This window comes from Aneurinibacillus danicus, from assembly GCF_007991215.1.
In the GTDB taxonomy this organism is placed as follows: domain Bacteria; phylum Bacillota; class Bacilli; order Aneurinibacillales; family Aneurinibacillaceae; genus Aneurinibacillus; species Aneurinibacillus danicus.
The window spans coordinates 1-20,557 of sequence record NZ_BJXX01000164.1 but is presented as its reverse complement, the minus strand read 5'-3'; the positions used below and the strand labels follow the sequence as shown (position 1 = coordinate 20,557).

The 20,557-nt window shown below is 52.5% G+C and carries 18 protein-coding genes; all 18 read left to right on the top strand.

Annotated features, from left to right (window positions below):
• The first annotated feature begins 402 nt into the window (after positions 1-402).
• Entirely contained in the window at positions 403-1,164 is a 762-nt protein-coding gene (locus tag ADA01nite_RS17220; RefSeq protein WP_146811544.1) for a YveK family protein, read from the top strand.
• Positions 1,161-1,850, top strand: a complete 690-nt coding sequence (locus tag ADA01nite_RS17215) for a CpsD/CapB family tyrosine-protein kinase (protein ID WP_146811542.1) — start codon at positions 1,161-1,163, stop codon at positions 1,848-1,850. Before ADA01nite_RS17220 ends, ADA01nite_RS17215 begins: the two co-directional genes overlap by 4 nt.
• Positions 1,851-1,878: 28 nt before the next feature.
• The gene (locus tag ADA01nite_RS17210) at positions 1,879-2,667 is read left to right on the top strand and encodes a tyrosine-protein phosphatase (RefSeq protein WP_146811541.1); all 789 of its coding nucleotides are present in this window, start codon (positions 1,879-1,881) and stop codon (positions 2,665-2,667) included.
• A gap of 243 nt (positions 2,668-2,910) precedes the next feature.
• The gene (locus ADA01nite_RS17205; RefSeq protein WP_146811539.1) at positions 2,911-3,966 is read left to right on the top strand and encodes a Gfo/Idh/MocA family protein; all 1,056 of its coding nucleotides are present in this window, start codon (positions 2,911-2,913) and stop codon (positions 3,964-3,966) included.
• 17 nt (positions 3,967-3,983) lie between these two features.
• Positions 3,984-5,117 carry a DegT/DnrJ/EryC1/StrS family aminotransferase gene (locus ADA01nite_RS17200; RefSeq protein WP_146811537.1) on the top strand — a complete coding sequence of 378 codons (1,134 nt, stop codon included), beginning with the start codon at positions 3,984-3,986 and terminating at the stop codon, positions 5,115-5,117.
• Positions 5,114-6,451 (top strand): nucleotide sugar dehydrogenase, encoded by a 1,338-nt coding sequence (locus ADA01nite_RS17195; protein WP_146811535.1) that lies wholly within the window; start codon positions 5,114-5,116, stop codon positions 6,449-6,451. Before ADA01nite_RS17200 ends, ADA01nite_RS17195 begins: the two co-directional genes overlap by 4 nt.
• Before the next feature lie 203 nt (positions 6,452-6,654).
• Positions 6,655-7,791, top strand: coding sequence for a hypothetical protein (locus tag ADA01nite_RS17190; protein ID WP_146811533.1), 1,137 nt, complete (start codon positions 6,655-6,657; stop codon positions 7,789-7,791).
• A gap of 13 nt (positions 7,792-7,804) precedes the next feature.
• The gene (locus tag ADA01nite_RS17185) at positions 7,805-9,151 is read left to right on the top strand and encodes a lipopolysaccharide biosynthesis protein (RefSeq protein WP_146811531.1); all 1,347 of its coding nucleotides are present in this window, start codon (positions 7,805-7,807) and stop codon (positions 9,149-9,151) included.
• Positions 9,132-10,493, top strand: a complete 1,362-nt coding sequence (locus tag ADA01nite_RS17180) for a hypothetical protein (protein ID WP_146811529.1) — start codon at positions 9,132-9,134, stop codon at positions 10,491-10,493. Before ADA01nite_RS17185 ends, ADA01nite_RS17180 begins: the two co-directional genes overlap by 20 nt.
• 305 nt (positions 10,494-10,798) lie before the next feature.
• Entirely contained in the window at positions 10,799-11,950 is a 1,152-nt protein-coding gene (locus tag ADA01nite_RS17175; protein WP_146811528.1) for a glycosyltransferase family 4 protein, read from the top strand.
• 326 nt (positions 11,951-12,276) lie between these two features.
• On the top strand, positions 12,277-13,581 hold the full coding sequence (locus ADA01nite_RS17170; RefSeq protein WP_146811526.1) for a glycosyltransferase family 4 protein: 1,305 nt from the start codon (positions 12,277-12,279) through the stop codon (positions 13,579-13,581).
• Entirely contained in the window at positions 13,578-14,288 is a 711-nt protein-coding gene (locus ADA01nite_RS17165) for an N-acetyltransferase (RefSeq protein WP_146811524.1), read from the top strand. Before ADA01nite_RS17170 ends, ADA01nite_RS17165 begins: the two co-directional genes overlap by 4 nt.
• Before the next feature lie 205 nt (positions 14,289-14,493).
• On the top strand, positions 14,494-15,120 hold the full coding sequence (locus ADA01nite_RS17160) for a sugar transferase (protein ID WP_146811522.1): 627 nt from the start codon (positions 14,494-14,496) through the stop codon (positions 15,118-15,120).
• A complete protein-coding gene (locus ADA01nite_RS17155) occupies positions 15,121-16,278 on the top strand; it encodes a DegT/DnrJ/EryC1/StrS family aminotransferase (RefSeq protein ID WP_281286035.1) in 1,158 nt (385 codons plus the stop codon).
• 14 nt (positions 16,279-16,292) lie between these two features.
• Positions 16,293-18,230 (top strand): polysaccharide biosynthesis protein, encoded by a 1,938-nt coding sequence (locus tag ADA01nite_RS17150; protein WP_146811520.1) that lies wholly within the window; start codon positions 16,293-16,295, stop codon positions 18,228-18,230.
• A 16-nt stretch (positions 18,231-18,246) separates the two neighbouring features.
• Positions 18,247-18,417: a YwzD family small protein gene (locus ADA01nite_RS22220; protein ID WP_170230355.1), complete on the top strand. Its 171-nt coding sequence runs from the start codon at positions 18,247-18,249 to the stop codon at positions 18,415-18,417.
• On the top strand, positions 18,410-19,108 hold the full coding sequence (locus ADA01nite_RS17145; RefSeq protein WP_146811518.1) for an ABC transporter ATP-binding protein: 699 nt from the start codon (positions 18,410-18,412) through the stop codon (positions 19,106-19,108). Before ADA01nite_RS22220 ends, ADA01nite_RS17145 begins: the two co-directional genes overlap by 8 nt.
• Positions 19,105-20,322 (top strand): ABC transporter permease, encoded by a 1,218-nt coding sequence (locus ADA01nite_RS17140; protein WP_146811517.1) that lies wholly within the window; start codon positions 19,105-19,107, stop codon positions 20,320-20,322. The genes ADA01nite_RS17145 and ADA01nite_RS17140 overlap by 4 nt, the downstream gene beginning before the upstream one ends.
• The last annotated feature ends 235 nt before the right edge of the window (positions 20,323-20,557 follow it).

Genomic DNA, 20,557 nt, shown 5'->3' with positions numbered 1-20,557 from the left:
TTTTTGCGATTTTTGCCCCTGAATATTTTAGTTAGAAATTCATAAGAAAATTATTGTCAAGGAAAAAAGTCGGAATTATTATTTTGTATTTTCTGTCACTTGTATGAAAAAACGCTGGAATGCCTATCTCTAAAGGATGAATGCGCTTTTTTAATCGATAAGATTGAGAATGATTTTTATATATTTTTAACAAATTGATCATAGAAAAGAAACGGAACGTTAGCAAAAAAGCAAAATTGTAAAAATGGCAGGAAAAATTCCCAATGATTTGCTGGTATGAAAAGACTAATTTTGGAAATTTAAAATACAATTTTCGTATCATTTTTCATTCCCGCGCCTTAGTATATAGTGTTTTACGTGAAGGACATCAGCACAACGAAATTGTAAGAGAGGAATTGGAGGATGCCACAACAAGAAGAAACAATGAATGTACGGGAAGTTGTCATTACTCTTCGCAAACGATTCTGGATGATTGTTCTTATTACGCTGCTTTTTGTCGCAGTGAGCGCAGGAATTACGTATCTGGTTATGACTCCGGTCTACCAGGCGAAGTCGGAACTGCTGGTGAACAAGTCGCAAGAAGGAAGCAAGACAGGGACGATTTCTAGGAATGACATCGAATCCAATTTGCAATTGATTGAGACATATAACGTTGTAATGAAAAGTCCACGCGTGATGGATAAGGTAGCCCAGAAGATGGGACAGCCGGATCGAGTATCGGCTCTGACCAGCCAGATTAGCGTCTCGGCGGTCAAAGATTCACAGGTCATTTCCATTGAAGCGAAAGACCCGGACAAGCAGCGGGCGGCTATGCTTGTCAACACCGTCGCGCAAACCTTCCAAGAAGAGATTACAAATATCATGAAAGTAGATAACGTACAGATTCTGACGAAAGCGAAGGCGGATACAAACGGAGGCCCGGTGCAGCCGAAGCCGATTGTCAATATGGCAGTTGCATTTGTGATCGGTCTTATTTTCTCCATGGCGCTTGCGTTCCTGCTTGAGTATCTGGATAATACGCTGAAGACGGAAGAGGACATCGAGAAACATCTTGGTTTGCCGGTTATCGGTTCGATTGCGGTAATCGAAGCCAGCGATAAGGCGGGCGTTCGTAAGTTGGAAGAGAGAAAAGCTCAGGTAGCAGCGGCAGGTGAACATTCATGAGTACAATTGATACGGCAAATAGACGATATGAAAAGCTGATTGCGCATTGGGACCCGAAATCGCCGGTATCGGAGGCATACCGGACGCTGCGCACCAATATTCAATTTGCAGGTGTAGATGAAGAGATTAAGTCCATTCTGGTGACCAGTACGGCACCGGAGGAAGGGAAGTCGACGACATCGGCGAATTTGGCCGTTGTCATGGCGCAGGCAGGCAAGCGTACATTGTACATTGACGCCGACTTGCGTAAACCGACCGCGCACCACACATTCCATGTGCCGAACCGCCGCGGGCTTACGAATTATCTGGCGAGACAGGTTCCGCTGGAGAATACTGTGCAGAAGACAGGCATCGAAAATTTGTTTGTCATGACGGCGGGACCGATTCCGCCCAATCCTGCGGAATTGCTCGGCTCGAAGAAGATGAGGGTGGTGATGGAAGAGATGGATAAGCATTTCGACGCGATTATCCTGGACACGCCCCCTACGCTGGCGGTTGCCGATTCTACCATTCTTGCCAGACTGGTGGATGGATGCGTTCTGGTCGTAAACTCGGGCAAGACGAGTCGCGATATGGCAAAAAAAGCAAAACAGCAGTTAGAAAGCACAAACACGCGCCTGCTTGGCGTTGTGCTCAATAACAAAAAGATGAAGAAAAACGACTACTACTATTACTACCAGCAATAGACTGAATCTTGAAGGAAGGGGAGCGGGAATGAATGTAGACATTCATAATCATATTTTGTGGGGGCTAGATGACGGAGCCCAGACTCCCGAAGATACACTGGCACTGGCAAAGGATGCCGTGCAAAACGGCATTACACATGTAATCGCCACGCCGCATCATAGGGACGGAAAGTATGATAATCCTGCTTCAGTCATCCTGCAGCGAGTGGACGAAGCTAACCGCCTGCTTGAAGACAATAAGATTCCACTCACGATTCTCCCGGGAATGGAATTGCATCTCTACGGAGAGATTGTGCAGGACTTTCAAGCGGCCCATCAGACCTTGATAACGTTAAACCAGACTCAATTGTACGTTCTGATTGAGCTGCCGTATGATCATGTTCCGGCGTATACACAGCGCCTGCTGTTCGATTTGCAGGTGGAAGGGTATGTCCCGATCATTGCCCATCCGGAACGAAACCATGACATACGCGAGCGGCCGTCCATTCTGCACCGCATGGTGGAGAAAGGGGCGCTTGCCCAGCTGACGGCGGCGAGTGTCGCCGGTGAGTTCAGCAGTAAGTATCAGGGTATCTCGCGTAAGTTGATTGAGCACAATCTTATTCATTTCATCGCTTCTGATGCGCATAACATTGCGCGTCGAGGATTTGCGCTGAAAGCGGCATACGAATGGATTGACCGGAAGCTTGGCGGGCAGTATACCGATTTCTTCAAAGAAAACGCGCGTCTGCTCGTCTCCGGACAGGACATTGCGGTGCCTGCACCGCGCCCGTTTGACAGGAAAAAGAAACGCCAAAAATTCCTCGGACTGTTCTAACCGGACCAGGGTTAAAATAGTCAGGTAACCGCCTGCTGCACCTCTATCACTGCAGGCACTCGGCCATGCTGTGGGCATGCAACAAAGAAGGACGATGCCTTAGACGTTCATCGTCAAGGGTGTGGTGTGAGGTCGGGTTAAATGCCCAGAATTCACCCATTATATCTTAAATAATAAATACTACTTTAAGTATATAAGCAATTATACAAGATTACAATCAATTTAAACGAAGGAAGTGGCTCAATGTCTGCTATTTCGTTTGCTATCGTTGGATGCGGACATATCGCGAACAAACATATCGAAGCAATTCGTAATATTCCGAACGCAGACCTTATCGCGGTTTGCGATACTAATCCAGAGCGTTTGAAAGAATACACGGAAAAACATAATGTACGCGGCTATCTTTCGCTCGAAGATATGCTGGAGAAAGAAACGGAGCTTGATGTCGTGAACATCTGCACGCCGAGCGGATTGCACGCACCGCTTGCGGTACAGGCCGCGGCGGCGAAGAAGCATATCATCGTCGAGAAGCCAATTGCGCTAACGCTCGAAGATGCGGACCGCATCATTCAAGCGTGCGCTGACAACGGCGTCAAACTCTCGGTTGTGCATCCGAACCGGTTCCGGCCGGCTGTCATGGAACTGAAGAAATTAAAAGATCAGGGTCTGTTCGGCAAGCTTAGTCATGTTAACGCGACGGTACGCTGGAATCGAAACCAGGCGTATTACGATCAGGCACCATGGCGCGGCACGAAAGCAATGGACGGCGGCGTGCTGATGAACCAGGCCATTCATAATCTGGACCTGATGTACTGGCTCGCCGGTCCGGTCGAAGAAGTGCAGGCCTATAATGCAACGCGCCTGCGCAATATCGAGGCGGAAGACGTATCTGTCGCCGTGCTGAAGTTCAAAGACGGCACGCTTGGCATCATTGAGGCGGCCGCAACCATTTATCCGAAGAACTATGAGGAATCGCTCAGCATCTTTGGCGAGACGGGCAGCGCCGTTATCTCCGGCAGAACCGCCAACTGGATTAAACATCTGATTTTTGAAGGTGTATCCGAAGAAGAGGCGGCAACGATCATCGAACGGGTCGATCAAGACCCGTATGGTACGCCGGGACACCAGCGCATCATCGCTGATATGGCGGATGCGATTCGTGAAGACAGAGAGCCGCTCGTGACCGGGCAGGACGGCCGCAATGCACTGCAGCTTGTTCTGACCGTATACGAAGCAGCCGAGAAAAATGCACCCGTCAAATGGGAAGACAGCAAAGAATTAGTTAGCACCCAACAGTGAGAGGAGAAGGAATCACCATGGAAAAAACATTGCGCAAAGTATCCTTGCTGGACTTAACCGCCCAGTACCAGGACATCAAACCGGAAATTAAACAGGCAGTAGATAACGTGCTGGAAAGCGGCAATTATATCATGGGACCGTTCGTGAAAAACTTCGAGGCGGCCATGGCGGAATACTGCGGCACGAAGTATGCGATTGGCGTAGCGAACGGTACGGACGCGCTGCTTCTGACGCTCGATGCGATGGGCGTGGGACCGGGAGATGAGGTCATTACGACGCCGTTCACTTTCTTTGCATCTGCGGAAGTCATCTCGCAATTGGGCGCAACACCGGTGTTTGTCGACATCGACCCTGACACATACAACATAAATCCGGCGAAGCTGGAGGCGGCGATTACACCGAAAACAAAGGTGATTATGCCGGTTCACATTTTCGGCCAGCCGGTAGATATGGATGAAATCCGTGCCATCGCGGATAAATATAACCTGCACATTGTTGAAGACGCATGCCAGGCAATCGGTTCGAAATACAAAGGCCAGCGCATCGGCTCCATCGGTACGGCCGGCTGCTTCTCATTCTTCCCGACGAAGAACCTGGGGGGCTACGGTGATGGCGGTATCGTGGTAACCAACGATGAGGAGCTGGCCCGCAAAATTCAAATCTTGCGCGTACACGGCAGCAACCCGAAATACTATCATTCCATGATCGGCTACAATAGCCGTCTGGATGCGCTGCAGGCAGCCATGCTGCAGGTAAAACTGAAGTACATCGACCAGTGGAACCAGCAGCGCCGCGAGAAAGCGGCCATCTACAGCGAAGCGCTGAAAGACCTGCCGATTAAGCTGCCGTACGTGAAAGAAGACCGTGAAGCGGTATTCCATCTGTACATCATCCAAACCGAATACCGTGATGAATTGATGGCGTATCTGAAAGAACACGGCATCGCATCCGGCGTCTACTATCCGGTTCCGCTGCACCAGCAGGAAGTATACAAGGGGCTTGGATACGAAGCTGGAAGCCTTGCCGAATCGGAAAAAGCCGCACTCGGAACGATGGCGCTGCCGCTGTATCCGGAACTGGCGTCAGATGATCAAGAATATGTTATCTCGGTTGTGCGTGAATTCTTCGAAGCGAAGGGAGAGAGAGTATGACTACGTCTACAGCAGTTGTATCTTCGTTAGCAGAACAATTAATGCAGAAACTCGAACAAAAGACCGCCGTTATCGGCGTGGTCGGCCTCGGGTACGTCGGCCTTCCGCTGGCTGTAGAGAAAGCGAAAGCCGGGTTCAACGTGATCGGTTTTGACGTGCAGGCCAGCAAAGTGGACATGGTCAACGAGGGCGTGAACTACATCGGAGACGTCGTGGACGATGATCTGCGTGAAATCGTACAGAAGCGGAAACTGCGCGCGACATCCGACTATTCGTTCATCAACGAGGTAGATGCCGTAGCCATCTGCGTGCCGACGCCGCTTGATGCCTACCAGCAGCCGGACACCAGCTACGTAGAATCATCCGCACGCGAAGTCGCTAAGTATTTGCATCCGGGTATGCTGATTGTACTTGAAAGTACGACATATCCGGGTACGACGGAAGAATTGCTGAAGCCGATTCTCGAAGAATCCGGCCTTGTCTGCGGACAAGACTTCTTCCTCGCATACTCGCCGGAGCGCGTTGACCCGGGTAATAAACACTTCAACACAAAGAATACCCCGAAAGTAGTCGGCGGTGTAACGCCGGATTGCACGAAAGTGGCCGCATCCATGTACCGCTCCGTGCTCGAAGGGGAAGTACACGAAGTATCCAGCCCGGCGGTAGCTGAGCTGGAGAAAATCTATGAAAATACATTCCGACACATCAATATCGCGCTGGCGAACGAGATGGCGATTCTTTGCAACAAGATGGGCATCGACGTCTGGGAAATGATTGACGCCGCGAAAACGAAGCCGTACGGATTCATGGCATTCTATCCGGGTCCGGGCCTTGGCGGACACTGCATTCCGATCGACCCGTTCTATCTGACCTGGAAAGCGCGTGAATATAACTACCATACCCGCCTGATTGAGCTGGCCGGCGAGATTAACAATAGCATGCCGGAATTCGTTACCGAGCGCGCCGCCAACCTGCTGAACAAGGAAGGCAAGCCGCTCAGAGGCTCGACCGTTTACCTGCTGGGTGTGGCATACAAGAAAGACATCAATGACATCCGGGAGTCCCCGGTGCTCCATATTATCGACATTCTGGAAGAAAAGGGAGCGAATATCGTCTACAGCGATCCGCACATCCCGTCTTTTAAACGTCGAGGCAAAGAATACAACGCGGTAGAGCTGGCGCAGGAGCAGCTTGAGAAAGCGGATATTGTCATAGTGACGACGGATCATACCGCATTCGATTACGATTTGATTGGCCGTTTCGCACCCGCCGTACTCGATACGCGCAATGCGCTCAAAAACGCGGCCAAGCCAAAACGCTATGAAATTCTATAAGAAATTGAGGGAGTACCATCAGAGGCATATGGACAAAGCAGAATGGATGGATCAAAATTATCATCGTTTGTTTTGCCGTTTTCTTCCTTTCCAGCACCTTCTATTCCTGGTGGTACTCATCGGGTGCTAGCCGTGAGGAGAAGGAGCTCTGGGAAGAATCCGTCACACCGTATTTGGGCCGAACGTTTAAGACGAGCCAGGAGATGTACGATGCGGGACAATTGCTGATGGTACCGCTGCATGCGGCATTTACGCTGCATGAAAGGAACTGGATGCAGCAATTCTCCGGGCATTTCGCCCGGGAATTTGCCCGGTTTGAAGCGGCACAACGGAACGGGAAAGCAGAGGATAGGCTGGGAAGGCTGCAGTATGTATATCTTTCCAGCCGTTTTCTTGTTCTGGCGGCACAGTCCGGAAAAGAGGAGCTGATTCCGACTTATCTGCCCTCTGTTCTGTACCGGGAAGTGGAAAGGGTGTGGAAGCAAGAGCCAGCCTGGCAATGGGGACGGAAACCGTTTGCCGGGGGTATGAAAGAGCGTGTCTTATGGAAGCTCTCCGACCCAAAAACGAAAAAGAACTATGAAAAGGCGATTACGGATGAAGAATTGTTTCTATTCGCAATCGCAGCAGACCTTAGAACATACGAGCGTGAGACATTCAACGGTTCAATTGAATCACCGCTGATTACCGACGTGCTGACTGTGGCGGACAAAGCGTTCCGCAAAGGCGTTAAGTTCAGAGGCAAAGGCCGCTGGGTGTTCCAGCCGGGTGTCTGGTCGGATCATCCGGATTATCTGTACGCCGGACGGCGGGAGAAGAAGCGGAATATGAAACCGGCTCCGGTGAAGGACATTGCCTGGGATACGTCGCACAGCCACCGCTTCCCGCTCTGGCTTTTGAGTCTGTCGCAGGCCCAAAAGGAAGATTCACCGCAGCGAAGCTTTTACGAAACGCTGCGTAAAGGTATGGAAAAGCAGTTTTACGAGCAGGTGCTGGTACAGCCTACACGCGAGTTCCCCGCCTACCGGACGAAGAACTTTATCGACGGGCGGAACGGGGTCTACCGCTGGGGTTATCAGAGTCTTGGACCGAACAATGGATACGGTCCGTACGAGCTGTCAGGCACGTTGCTGCTTGGCTGGTGGACCTTCCTTGATTCGGATCGTATCCGCCACGTATACGGCAAGATGGCGCATCAGTTGCCGAGTATCGTGAGTGTGGCGGGCATCTATAACGGACCGGACGAGCCGCTTAAGCATGCGTCGTCGCAGCAGCAGTTAAAGCTGAAGGAACTGTTGATGAACCTGTCGGGCGGAATGGAAGTGAAGATAAAAGACTAGCGGGAAGAAAGGAGTGAACAATACACCTTTGCTTGAAAATGCTGGAATTATGACGCGGGTAAAGAAGTTTTTTTTCGGGAAAACGTTTATTCGCAATGTACTTGTCTTAACAGGAGGAACCGCATTCGCCCAACTGCTGGTCGTGGCAGTCTCTCCGCTGTTAACCCGGATGTACGGACCCGACGATTTCGGAACGCTGGCCGTATATGCTTCATTGCTTTCAGTTTTGGCAGTGATAGCATCATTACGTTATGAATTGGCCATTCTCCTACCGGAAAAAGAAGAAGACGCGGCGAACATAATGGTTCTATCACTGCTTACGCTGGTGGGAATGACCGCTCTTACCGGGACTTTCGTCTGGATGTTTGGAGACGTGCTCGTGCAGTGGGTCAACGCTCCCGCGCTGGGTCCGTATCTCTGGCTTCTGCCCTGCAGCGTATTCGGCGTCGGGCTTTATCAAATTCTAAATTATTGGTCGGTGCGCAAGCGGGAATTTGGCCGCGTTGCCGCCACGAAAGTGCGTCAGAGCACCACACAGGTGATTACGCAGATCGCCTGTGGTCTTATGGCCTGGCGTCCGCTGGGACTTCTGCTCGGTGACGCCATCGGTCGTATCGGCGGAAGCGGAACGCTGGCGCGCAATGTCCTGCGGACGGACCGTGAATCGCTTAGGGCTGTCTGTGGTGCCCGCATGAAGCAGATGGCGGTCCGCTACAAACGGTTCCCGCTGCTGACCAGTTTCTCGTCGCTCTTTAATAGTGCGGGCCTTCAGTTGCCGCCGCTCTTGCTTGTTGCGTTTTTCGGCACGCAAATCGGCGGGTTTTACGCACTGGTACAGCGGGTCGTCGGTGCGCCGATGACAATGGTCGGTCAATCGGTCGCCCAGGTGTTCTTCGGCGAGTCGGCCCGCCTGGCGCGCGAGAATCCGAAAGAGCTGAAGAAGCTGTATTTCAAAGCGGCGGGCAAGCTGCTACTTTTCGGCGGTATTCCCATCGGTCTGCTGGCACTAATCGCACCGTGGGCATTCGAACTTATCTTCGGCGACGCATGGAAAGAGGCGGGCGTCTACATTCAAATTATGGCGCCAGGCTTTATCGCCCAATTTGTCGTCGTGCCGCTTTCGCAGACACTCAATATGCTGGAGCGTCAGGGAATACAGTTGGCCTGGGATATCTTCCGCTTCGTCGTCATTATCGGCGGCCTGGTGCTATCTTCCGTGCTGAAGCTTCCGGCCCGTGAAGCAATCATCATCTACGGGGCAGGCATGTTCGTCTGCTACGTCGTGCTGTTTTTCTTGTCCGCCCGTGCCGTCATCCAACATTTCAGAAAAGGGATACAGCATGAACAACATCAAGAATAGAATCATCCTGCTTTTCGGCGCTCTGATTTACGGAGCGCTGTTGAGCTGGGTATACATCGATTTGGTCTCTCCGTACTTCGCGTATATGGGCTATGTCTATTATCCGGCTTTCACGCCGCTTTTGATATTGGGATTTACCGCTGCGGCGCTGCCCGCGTTGTGGATGCCGATTGCGGTGGAACGTCCCTCGCAGGTCGTCTACTGGATCTTGTATGTGCTGGTATATATTCCGGCGTCGATTATCCCGTTCTACACGTTAACGGTGGAGACAGGGAAGCTTGTCGCTTTTTTGTTATCCATGCTGAGTGCATTTGCCATTCTGGGAGCGTCTACGCATCTGCCTTATCTGCCGATTCGCCGCCTGGAATTGCCGCCAATCTTATTCTGGTTAGGCATCGCATTGGTTAGTGCCGTATTTTATGCGCTGATTGTCGGCACGTACGGCATCCGGTTTGATGTCGCGGCGCTGGCCGACGTGTATGATGTGCGGGAGAAGTACAAAGAGAGTGGCGGCGGAGCCGTCTCCTATGCCATTGCCTGGCAGGCGGGCGTTATCAACCCGCTGATTATGGCATATGGCCTGGTGCTCCGCAAACCAGGTCTTGTGGCGACCGGGTTGTTCGGCCAATTGGTTATCTTCTCGATTACCGGACAGAAAAGTATCTTCTTTTCGCTGTTGCTGAACGTTGTGCTGCTGATCCTGCTAAACCGCAAGAAGGGCGGATTCGGCACCAGCATACTGTACGGCGCCACGATATTTACGGTGTTATGTGTCATCGTGGATTGGTTCCTTAATGAGATAGCGTTCGTATCGCTGTTTGTGCGCCGCCTCATTCTGACGCCGGGGCTTCTGACGGGATATTACTTCGAGTTCTTCTCCAGTAACCCGAAAGTGTATTTGGCGCACAGCATATTTAAGAGTTTCATAGATTATCCATACTCGTTGAAGCCGGTATATTTAATCGGCTATCAATACATGGGCAGCGCTTCTACGGCGGCGAACGCCAACCTGTGGGCCGATAGCTTCGCCAACTTTGGATACATGGGTATCTTCATCTTTACCCTGCTGCTTTCGGCTGTGCTCTGGATATTCGATAGCATTACCCGCCACTCAGAGTATCAGATTAAGTGCCTGATTCTCGGCATCCCGGCGTTTGCATTGTCCAACTCGGCTCTGCTGACCACGCTGCTCACCCACGGCATCCTTCTTGCCCTCCTGCTCGCCTACGTCCTGCCGGGAGTAAAGAAGAAGGAAGTCCGAGACAAAGAAGAAACAGTTTCTTCGCTAGAGTTGCAGGATACAAACCTTTCGTTATCCTATGTAACTTCATTTAGAAAATAGATTTTGATTTATGGAAGAAAAACATGAGAATACCAGCATTCATTTGGCTATGAAGAAAAACAGGTGTAAAAACACAGACGTTGCTTTTCCCTTGCTCAGCGCCGTTTCCGACAAAGCGGAAAAACGCCGACAATTGTCTCCATCCCTGAGATGCCCAGATGTTTTGTCGGCGCGCTTTGACGGAAAGGGGGCGCGGACAGATCTACTTCTTTGAGGAAAAGCACGGGCGTGTCTTTACCCTGTTTTTCTTCTTACCAAAAGTGCCGTTTGTTTTTCTTCCTATAACAAAACTTGGAGCGTGACCCATGAGAAATCTAGTAATCTGCCATCTCACATCTGTTCATCCGCCGATGGATACACGGATCTTTACAAAAGAATGCAGCTCGCTCGCGGGTGCCGGATATGAGACGCATCTCGTCGCGCCGGATGCCCCCGAGGGCGTACACAACGGTGTCCGATTCCACTCGATTGAACGCGGCCGCGGCAGGCTGAACCGCATGACGAAAACCGTGCGCGCCGTCTACCGCAAAGCGCTTGAGATTGATGCGGACGCCTACCATTTCCATGACCCGGAACTGCTTCCGGTCGGCCTGCTGTTGAAGATGAAAGGCAAAAAAGTCATCTACGACGTTCACGAAGACGTACCGCGCCAGATTCTTTCGAAATACTGGATTCCGGCGCCGCTGCGCAAAACCATCTCCCGCATGTTCGAAGCGTTCGAGAATTTCGCAGCGAAACGGTTTGATGCCATTGCAGCCGCAACACCGTTCATCAGCAAACGGTTCGCGAGCATCGGCTGCCATGCCATGTACGTTAACAACTATCCGCTTCTGGCTGAATTCATGGCACCGGAGCAGGATTGGTCACGCAAAGAGCATGCCGTCACGTATGTCGGCGGCATTAGCGTGAACCGCGGTATCAAGGAAATGGTCAGAGCAATGGGCCATACGAACGCCACCCTGCTTCTTGCAGGCAAGTTCATTCCGGAATCGCTGCGGAATGAAACGACGAAGCTCGCGGGCTGGGAGCAGGTGAATGAATTCGGACATGTCAGCCGCGAGGAAGTGCAGCAGATACTGGCCCGGGGCATGGCCGGACTGGTTACGCTGCATCCGATTATCAACTACAAAGATGCGCTTCCGGTTAAGATGTTCGAATACATGGCCGCCGGCATTCCGGTCATCGCATCCGACTTCCCGCTCTGGCGCGAAATCGTCGAAGGTAACGAATGCGGCATTTGCGTCGACCCGCTCGATGAGAAACAAATCGCCGAAGCCATTCAGTATCTCGTCGACCATCCGGAAGAAGCCAAACGCATGGGCGACAACGGACGCCGCGCCATTGAACAAAAGTACAGCTGGGAAATGGAAGCCAAAAAACTCATCGCTATGTACGAAGGCTTCGAACCGCATTCCCGCCGGACGGTTTCTTTGCAAAAACGAGCGTCCTCTCAATAGCAATAGGGAGGCAAGGTTTCTGCTTCCCAGTCTTTACAAAAAACGGTTTTATCCTTAACAGACATAAGTGGCAGCGGCATGTTTCTTCTTTTGAAGCGCCTTTTGACTTTCTTCCCAGTACCGCCGCATCCAAAAGCGAAATCGCGAGCACAACTGTCTCCCTCTTCGAGACGCCCAGATGTTTTGTGGGAGCCGCTTTTGGATGTGGCGGTGCGGACAGTCTTGCTTCTGCGTAGAAAGTCAACCGAAGCGAAAAAGAAGGAATATGCTGCTCCGCGTATTCTGTGAAATATAAGTTTTTTAAAGGAAAGGAGGAGAGAAAAACCATGAACATCTGGATCTTCAACCACTACGCCATCGCACCCGGCGGAAGCGGAGGCACTCGTCATTACGACCTGGCAAGAGAGCTTGTAAAACACAATTATAACGTAACCATCTTCGCCTCCTCTTTCTCCCACCAGGAGCGCAAAGAGCGCTACATTCCGGAGAAAGATGTGAAGTGGAAGGAAGAGAGGTATAACGGAGTCCGCTTCGTCTGGATTAAAACGCCGGAATACAGGCGCAACGACTGGCGCCGGGTCGCCAACATGCTGAGCTACACCGTGCAATCGTACATACTTGGCAAAAAAAGAAGCGAAAAGCCCGATCTAATCATCGGTACGCTTATGCATCCGCTGGCGGCATTTGTCGGCTGCATGCTGGCTCGCAAATACAAATGTACCTTTTACTTCGAAGAACGCGACCTCTGGCCGCAAACCTTAATCGATCTAGGCAAGGTTTCCAGCCGCAATCCGGTAGTCTGGATGCTGCGGAAACTGGAACACTTCTTATATAGAAACGCAAAACGCATCATCGTCCTGTTTGACAAAGCGGACAGGTACGTGGCCCAGCAGGGCATCGACACCGGAAAAGTGCTGTATCTGCCGAACGGGGCTGACCTGGATCGGTATAACACGGATACGCTTCTTTCTAAGGACCTGGAGCGAGTCTTCGCTTCTCTAGAAGGAAAGCTGATCGTCACATATACAGGAGCACACGGCATCGCCAACCATCTTGATCCGGTACTGGACGCGGCCGGCATTCTCAAAAACAAAGACAGCCGCGTTCATTTTGTCATGGTTGGCGACGGCCCGGAAAAACAACGGCTGGTTGAGAGGGCAAGACAGGAGAAGCTCACCAACATCACATTCGTTCCGCCGGTCAAAAAAGAAGACATCCCGACCATCCTGCTTCGTTCCGATGTAGGAGTGATTTCCATGCAGGATGCGGAAATTTACAAATGGGGCTTCAGCCTGAACAAAATGTACGACTACATGGCGGCCTCGCTTCCGATTGTCCTGCTTTGCCAGCTTGATGAAACCCCGATTGAAACATCGGGTGCCGGTCTGAAAGTCAGTACGCCACAGCAGATGGCTGAATCGCTGCAGTTCTTAGCACTCCATCGGACCGCGCTCAAGGAGATGGGCGGGAAGGGACGGGCCTACGTCGAGAACAACCACGCATGGAGAAAGCTTGCGCTTCGCCTGATGGATGTCATTGAACAAGACATTCCGCGCCGCAATGTAAGCCAGGCACAGGTACAGCCGGTGCAAACTCTACAGAACCGCGAAAGGAAGGAATATAACGTATGAACGTAACATTCGGAAAGAACACGATTATTGAAGATACGGTCGTAATGGGCAATAACGTCACCGTCGGCCATAACGTTATCATTTACGCAGGCAGCGTAATTGGAGACGATGTCGTCATCCAGGATAACGTGGTTATCGGTAAACAGCCGACGAAAGCGAAGAATTCCGTATTAAAAGAAGTGAAGAAGAATCCGCCGGTGGTGATCGGCAATGGTTGCACGATTGGCACATCGTCCATCATTTACGCCGGTGCGGTGCTGGAGAACGATGTATTCGTTGCGGATCTTGCGACGATTCGCGAGCGGGTAACGGTAGGCGAGCGCACGATTGTCGGCCGCGGCGTCGCGATTGAGAACGACTGCACGGTCGGTCGTAAATGCAAGCTTGAGACCAATTGCTATATTACGGCCTATTCCAATCTTGGCGACCACGTATTCGTTGCGCCGTGCGTTGTGACCAGCAACGATAACTATATGGCCCGCAGCAAAGAACGCTTCGGCAAGATGAAAGGCGTCACCGTCAAAGACGGCGGACGTATCGGTGCCAATGCAATCACGCTGCCGGGCATCACGATCGAAGAAGACGGCACGGTCGCCGCGGGCAGCATCGTAACCCGCGATGTGAAAAAAGAAGAGCTGGTTGTCGGCGTCCCGGCGAAGAAGCTGCGTGACGTACCGGAAGACCAACTGCTGCGCAATCAAGAGTAGTGTGAAAAAAAAAACACCATGGCATCTCAGCCATAACCCTGCCATGAAAATGAAGGGAAGGGCGGCTGACTTTTGCGGTACGAGGGAAAAGAGAGAAGAGAATTTCAATGCGGAAAAAGGCGGACGCCTTTTTCTTCCCTGGATCTTCTTTCCTCTTTCTCCCTCCTCCTTTCTTCCTTATTTTTAAAAAAACGGAGTGAGAAGCATGGTAAAACGGACATTCGACCTTGTGTGCTCGCTTTCTCTGCTGACGGTCACCCTGCCGGTCATCGGGATAGTCGCCCTGCTCGTCCGCCGCAAGCTCGGAACGCCGGTATTATTCAAGCAGGAGCGTCCCGGCCTTCACGGCAAGCCGTTCTACATCTACAAGTTCCGGACAATGACGGATGAGCGGGACGAGAACGGGGAACTGCTTCCGGACGACGTGCGCCTGACGAAATTCGGCCGTCTGCTGCGCAAGTTCAGCCTTGATGAACTGCCGCAGCTGTTCAACGTGGTAAAAGGCGACATCAGCCTGGTCGGGCCGCGCCCGTTGCTGATGGAATACTTGCCGCGCTACACGCCGCGCCAGGCGCGCCGCCACGAAGTCCGGCCGGGCATTACCGGCTGGGCGCAGGTGAACGGACGGAACACCATCAGCTGGGAAGAGAAATTCGAGCTCGATGTCTGGTATGTCGAGAATCAATCCTTCTGGCTCGACCTGAAGATTCTGTGGATGACATTTTTCAAAGTGCTTCGCTCGGAAGGCGTCAGCAAAGAAGGACACGCGACAACGACGAAGTTTATGGGACAGGAAGCGAACGCATCAAACTTGAGCGAAAGAAGGGCATAGATGATGGAGAAACGCATTTTCTTATCCCCGCCGCATATGGGCGGGGAAGAGCAGCATTATATCGCAGAAGCGTTCGAGACCAACTGGATTGCACCACTTGGTCCGAACGTGGAAGGCTTTGAGAATGAATTGGCCGAGTACGTGGGCGCAAAAGGTGCGCTGGCGCTGAGTTCCGGTACGGCGGCGATTCATCTGGCACTTCGCCTGCTTGACGTAGGACCCGGAGATACGGTTTTCTGCTCCAGCCTGACGTTTGTCGCCAGCGCCAACCCGATTCTGTACCAGGGAGCCACTCCGGTTTTCATCGATTCGGAACCGAAGACATGGAACATGTCGCCGGTCGCACTTGAACGTGCGATGCAGGACGCCGAAATCCAGGGGAAACTTCCGAAAGCCGTCATCATTGTGAATCTGTACGGCCAGAGCGCCGATATGGAGCCGCTGCTCGCCGTCTGCAACCGCTACGGAGTGCCGGTGGTAGAAGACGCGGCCGAATCGCTCGGTGCGACTTACAAAGGCAAGCACAGCGGCACATTCGGGAAGTTTGGGATTTACTCGTTTAACGGAAATAAGATCATCTCTACGTCCGGCGGCGGCATGCTCGTCTCGGACGATACGGAAGCGCTGGAGAAAGCGCGGTTCTGGTCTACTCAGGCCCGCGACCAGGCACGCCATTACCAGCATAGCGAGATGGGCTACAACTATCGCATGAGCAATATTCTCGCAGGCATCGGCCGGGGCCAGCTGCGTGTGCTCGACGAACGTGTGAAAGCGCGTCGTGCCGTATTCGATCGCTATGCGGCCGCATTTGCGGATGAACCAGGTATTACTTTTATGCCGGAAGCAGAAGAAGGGTTCATGACGCGCTGGCTGACGGCTCTAACTGTAGATGAGAAGCAGACAGGCGTCAGTGCTGTGCAAATTGTGGACGCGCTCGCGGAAGAGAACATCGAAGCACGCCCGGTATGGAAGCCGCTGCATCTGCAGCCGCTGTTTGCAGACTGCAAATATTATCCCCATGCCGAATATAACAGCGTATCGGATGAATTGTTTGCGAACGGGTTATGCCTGCCTTCCGGCTCCGGCCTCACGGAGGAAGATCAGGAGCGGGTCATTGCCAGCGTGAAACGCACGCTGCGAGTGTTATGCGAAAAATAACGGAGGTGGACCGAATGAAGTATTCTCAACGAATCCTGTTTTTTCTGGCCGCCGATTCGTTTATCGTGCTCTGCTCAGTGCTTGTAAGTTATCTGTTGCGGTTCGAAGGAAGCATTCCTGAGCCGTTCTGGAACAGCATGCCGTACGCCATGGCGCTTATCTGGATCGTTACCTGGTCCGTGTTCTACTTCTCCAACCTGTACCGCCGGGTATGGAAGTATGCGAGCATCGGCGAGCTGGTGCTGATTATCCGGACGACGACCATCGCGCTCGGGGTAAACCTGGTCCTGTATGTTGCGGTACGGGCGCTTGAGGTGGATGTGGTGATTCCTCTTTCCATCTTCCTGCTGTCCTGGATGACGACGACCATCGGCATCGCCGCCTCCCGCCTCATCTGGCGCATCGTGCGCGGCAATCAGGTGAAAATTCAGCCGCACCATAAAAAAGCGCTGATCGTAGGTGCAGGGGACGCAGGGACACTGGTGGCGAAAGAGCTAAAGCACTTTCCGGATACGACGCTGTATCCGGTCGCGTTCATCGATGATGACCCGGCCAAGCTGTACATGGAAGTAGGCGGACTGCCTGTCGTCGGTACGCGCCGTGACATTCCGGCTATCGTAAAACGCCTGGGTATTGACACGATTATTCTGGCGCTGCCGTCCGCTGCAAAAACGGACATAGCCAATGTTATTAAAATTTGCAAGAAAACGTCGGCTCACATTAAGATTTTGCCGCGCGTCAGCGATGTTATCCACGGCAACGTATCCATCAGTACGATTCGCGATGTCAACGTGGAAGACCTGCTGGGCCGTGACCCGGTGGCGGTCGACTTGAAGGGCATCGCCGAATATGTTACCAACAAAACCATATTGGTGACCGGCGCGGGCGGCTCGATTGGTTCTGAGCTGTGCCGTCAGATTTCCGGGTTCAATCCGGAGAAACTGCTGCTGCTGGGCCACGGCGAGAATAGCATCTATGCTATCGAGAATGAGTTGAAGCGCAAGTTTCCGAATCTTGCATACGAGACGATCATCGCCGATGTGCAGGATCGGCAGCGGATTGTCGAAGTCTTCGACAAGTACCGTCCGGCCGTTGTCTTCCACGCTGCGGCGCACAAACACGTACCGCTCATGGAACGCAACCCGGCCGAAGCGATTAAGAATAATGTAATCGGAACAAAAAATGTGGCGCAGTGCGCCAACCTGTTCGGTGTCGAGCGTTTTGTGCTGATTTCGACGGACAAAGCGGTTAACCCGACCAGCGTAATGGGAACGACCAAGCGGATTGCCGAGATGATTATCCAGAGTCTGAACCGCCGCAGCATGACCAAGTTTGTCGCCGTCCGGTTCGGCAACGTGCTCGGCAGCCGCGGTAGCGTGATTCCAATCTTCAAACAGCAGATTAAAGAGGGCGGACCGGTAACCGTTACGCACCCGGAGATGGTGCGCTACTTCATGACGATTCCGGAAGCCGTACAGCTGGTGATACAGGCCGGCGCCATCGCCGAAGGCGGCGAGACGTTTGTACTGGATATGGGCGAGCCGGTGAAGATTGCCAAGCTGGCGCATGATCTCATCCGCCTGTCCGGACTTGAGCCGGATCGCGACATCAAGATTGAATACATCGGCATGCGCCCCGGCGAGAAGCTGTATGAAGAACTGCTGACCGCAGAAGAAGGTACGGCCGGTACAACGCACGACCGCATCTTTATCGGCAAACCGTCCACCTTCTCGGTCAGGGAATTCATGGCCAAGCTTGAGAAATTGGAACAGGCCGCCTCCAACAACTATATGCCGGTCGATCCGGAGCAGTTGAAGGCCATGTTGAAAGACATCGTGCCGACCTATCAACTGCCGGCGGCTAATCTGGAAGAAGCCAAGAACCGTCAGAAAGCGGCGGAAGCCGTCGTAAAACGGCTGAAGCTTGAGGTGGCACTCAGCGCGGAAAAGTAACGGGAGTTGATATCTGTTGATTACAAAGACCGCAGACAGAGGATTAGACCAGAAGATTCTGACCGATATCCTGCTTGACATCTATGAAAAGGGCGAACAGTTAAAAACAGTAGACACGCGCGACATTGTTCAGGACATTGTTTTCCAGCTCAAACCGTTTATGGAGGACGTGTCCAATTATGATTGAACTGAAAGGCATCTCCCGCCATTATAAAGACGGGCGGGAGAAAATCACGGTGCTTGAGGACGTCAATCTGAATGTACAGCAGGGGGAGTTCGTATCCATACTCGGACCTTCGGGTTCAGGCAAATCCACGCTGCTGAACATCCTGGGATTGTTGGACAAGCCGAATGCGGGAACGTACCTGCTGTCCGGCGAGGATATGACCGGCCACCGCGGCGGCAGACTGGCCGTTGTCCGCAACCGGCATATCGGCTTCATCTTCCAGCAATTCATGCTGGTTCCCCGGCTGACGGTGGGTGAAAATGTAGCACTGCCGCTGCAGTATACCCGCTTATCGGGCCGGGAGCGCCGCCGCAGAGTAGATGAAGCGCTCGAACAGGTTGGCATGCTGGCGCGCAAAAAGGACGTGCCCGCCAACCTGTCCGGGGGGCAGAAACAGAAAGTGGCGATCGCCCGCGCGATTGCCACATCGCCGTCTCTCCTGCTGGCGGATGAGCCGACCGGAAACCTTGACATCGGCTCGAAGCAGGAAGTCGTGACCATTCTCAAGCAGCTGCATGAGCAGGGGCGGACGATTATGCTGGTTACGCATGACCACGATCTTGCCCGGGTTGCGGATCGTATTTTATATGTGCGTGACCGTAAACTCGTCCCCTACGGTGAAGTGCGTGGTAAAGAGGTGGGCCTCGGATGATATTTCGGAATGTTAGCATGGCATTGCGCGGCATCTGGATGTACCGTGGCCGCTCGTTCCTTGCGCTGCTCGGTGTTGCCGTCGCCGCATTTCTCGTGATTTCGATGATGTCTGTGTTGTATAACTTCAACCAGAGTTTGCTGAAGCAATTCTCCGGTCTCGGCGCTCAACAGATTACCGTCGTGCCCGGTAAGCTCATGAACAAGAAGGCTATCAGCAGCGGCCTCTCCGATTTCTCTTCGTTCGCGCCGTCTGCAAGCACCCTGACGTATAAGGACGCAATGGACGTAAAGAAGCAGGTTAAAGGAGTGGACAAGGCCGCACCGCAGAATGAGGTAATGGGCGCACTCGTTCATGAGAAGAAGGGGTATGACATGATTTTCACCGGCACGACGCCGGACCTGCCGCCGGTGCTTGACATGCAGGTAGCGGAAGGGCGCTTCTTTACCCGGGAGGAGCTGAATAGGAAGAAGCACGTCATCGTGCTCGGCTCCAATATCAAGAAGAACGTATTCGGCGATAAGCCGGCCGTCGGCAAGACGGTGGAAGTCAACCGTGAAGAATTTAAGATTATCGGCGTGCTTGACGAGAAGAAAATGTTCGGATTTAATATCGACGACCGCGTGTACGCGCCGTATCCGGTAGTAGAGAAAGTAGGCAAGGTAGATAACGCCTCGCTCCTGTTCTTTACCGCGAAAAAGGCGGAAAACGTCCCGCAGGTCGAGAAGCAGATTAACAACGTCATCGGCAAGAACCACGGGAAGAAAGACTTCAATCTCGTAAAAGCCGAGGAAGCGATTCATATGATTAAGACGGTGCTTGACCTGGTCGGCGTCATTACGCTGGCGATAACGAGCATCGCTTTCCTGGTCGGCGGTATCGGCATCATGAACGTGATGCTGCTGACGGTAAAGGAGCGGACGCGCGAGATTGGCATCCGCAAGGCGGTCGGGGCCGGGTCATGGCACATCCTGACCCAGTTCCTGTTCGAGGCCGTCTTCCTAAGCGTCGTCGGCGCTATGGCCGGACTTGCGGCCACATACGGGGCGATGTACTGGATTCACCGCTACTTCCCAATCTTGCCGAACAGCATTCCGCTGGAGATGGTGCAATACACGATTGTCTTCTCCATCGGCGCAGGTCTGCTATTCGGTATGATTCCGGCGCTGCGGGCGGTGCGGATACCGCCGATAGAAGCGTTAAGGTATGAGTAAAGAATGAAAGTGGCAGGTGAAAAGCGTGCATGGATAAAAACGGGATGTACGCCATGCGGTTCTTTTTCAGCAAGAAAGTATATTTGTCCGCGTGACATCATTCAAGCGGGACCTATCAAACCTGAGAGGCTCCTAGAAAAAAAGAAAGAGGGGAAGAGGAAAGAAGATCCGGGGAAGAAAAAGGCGTTCGCCTTTTTCTACATTGAAATCATTGTCTCGTTCTTTTCTCTCTTTT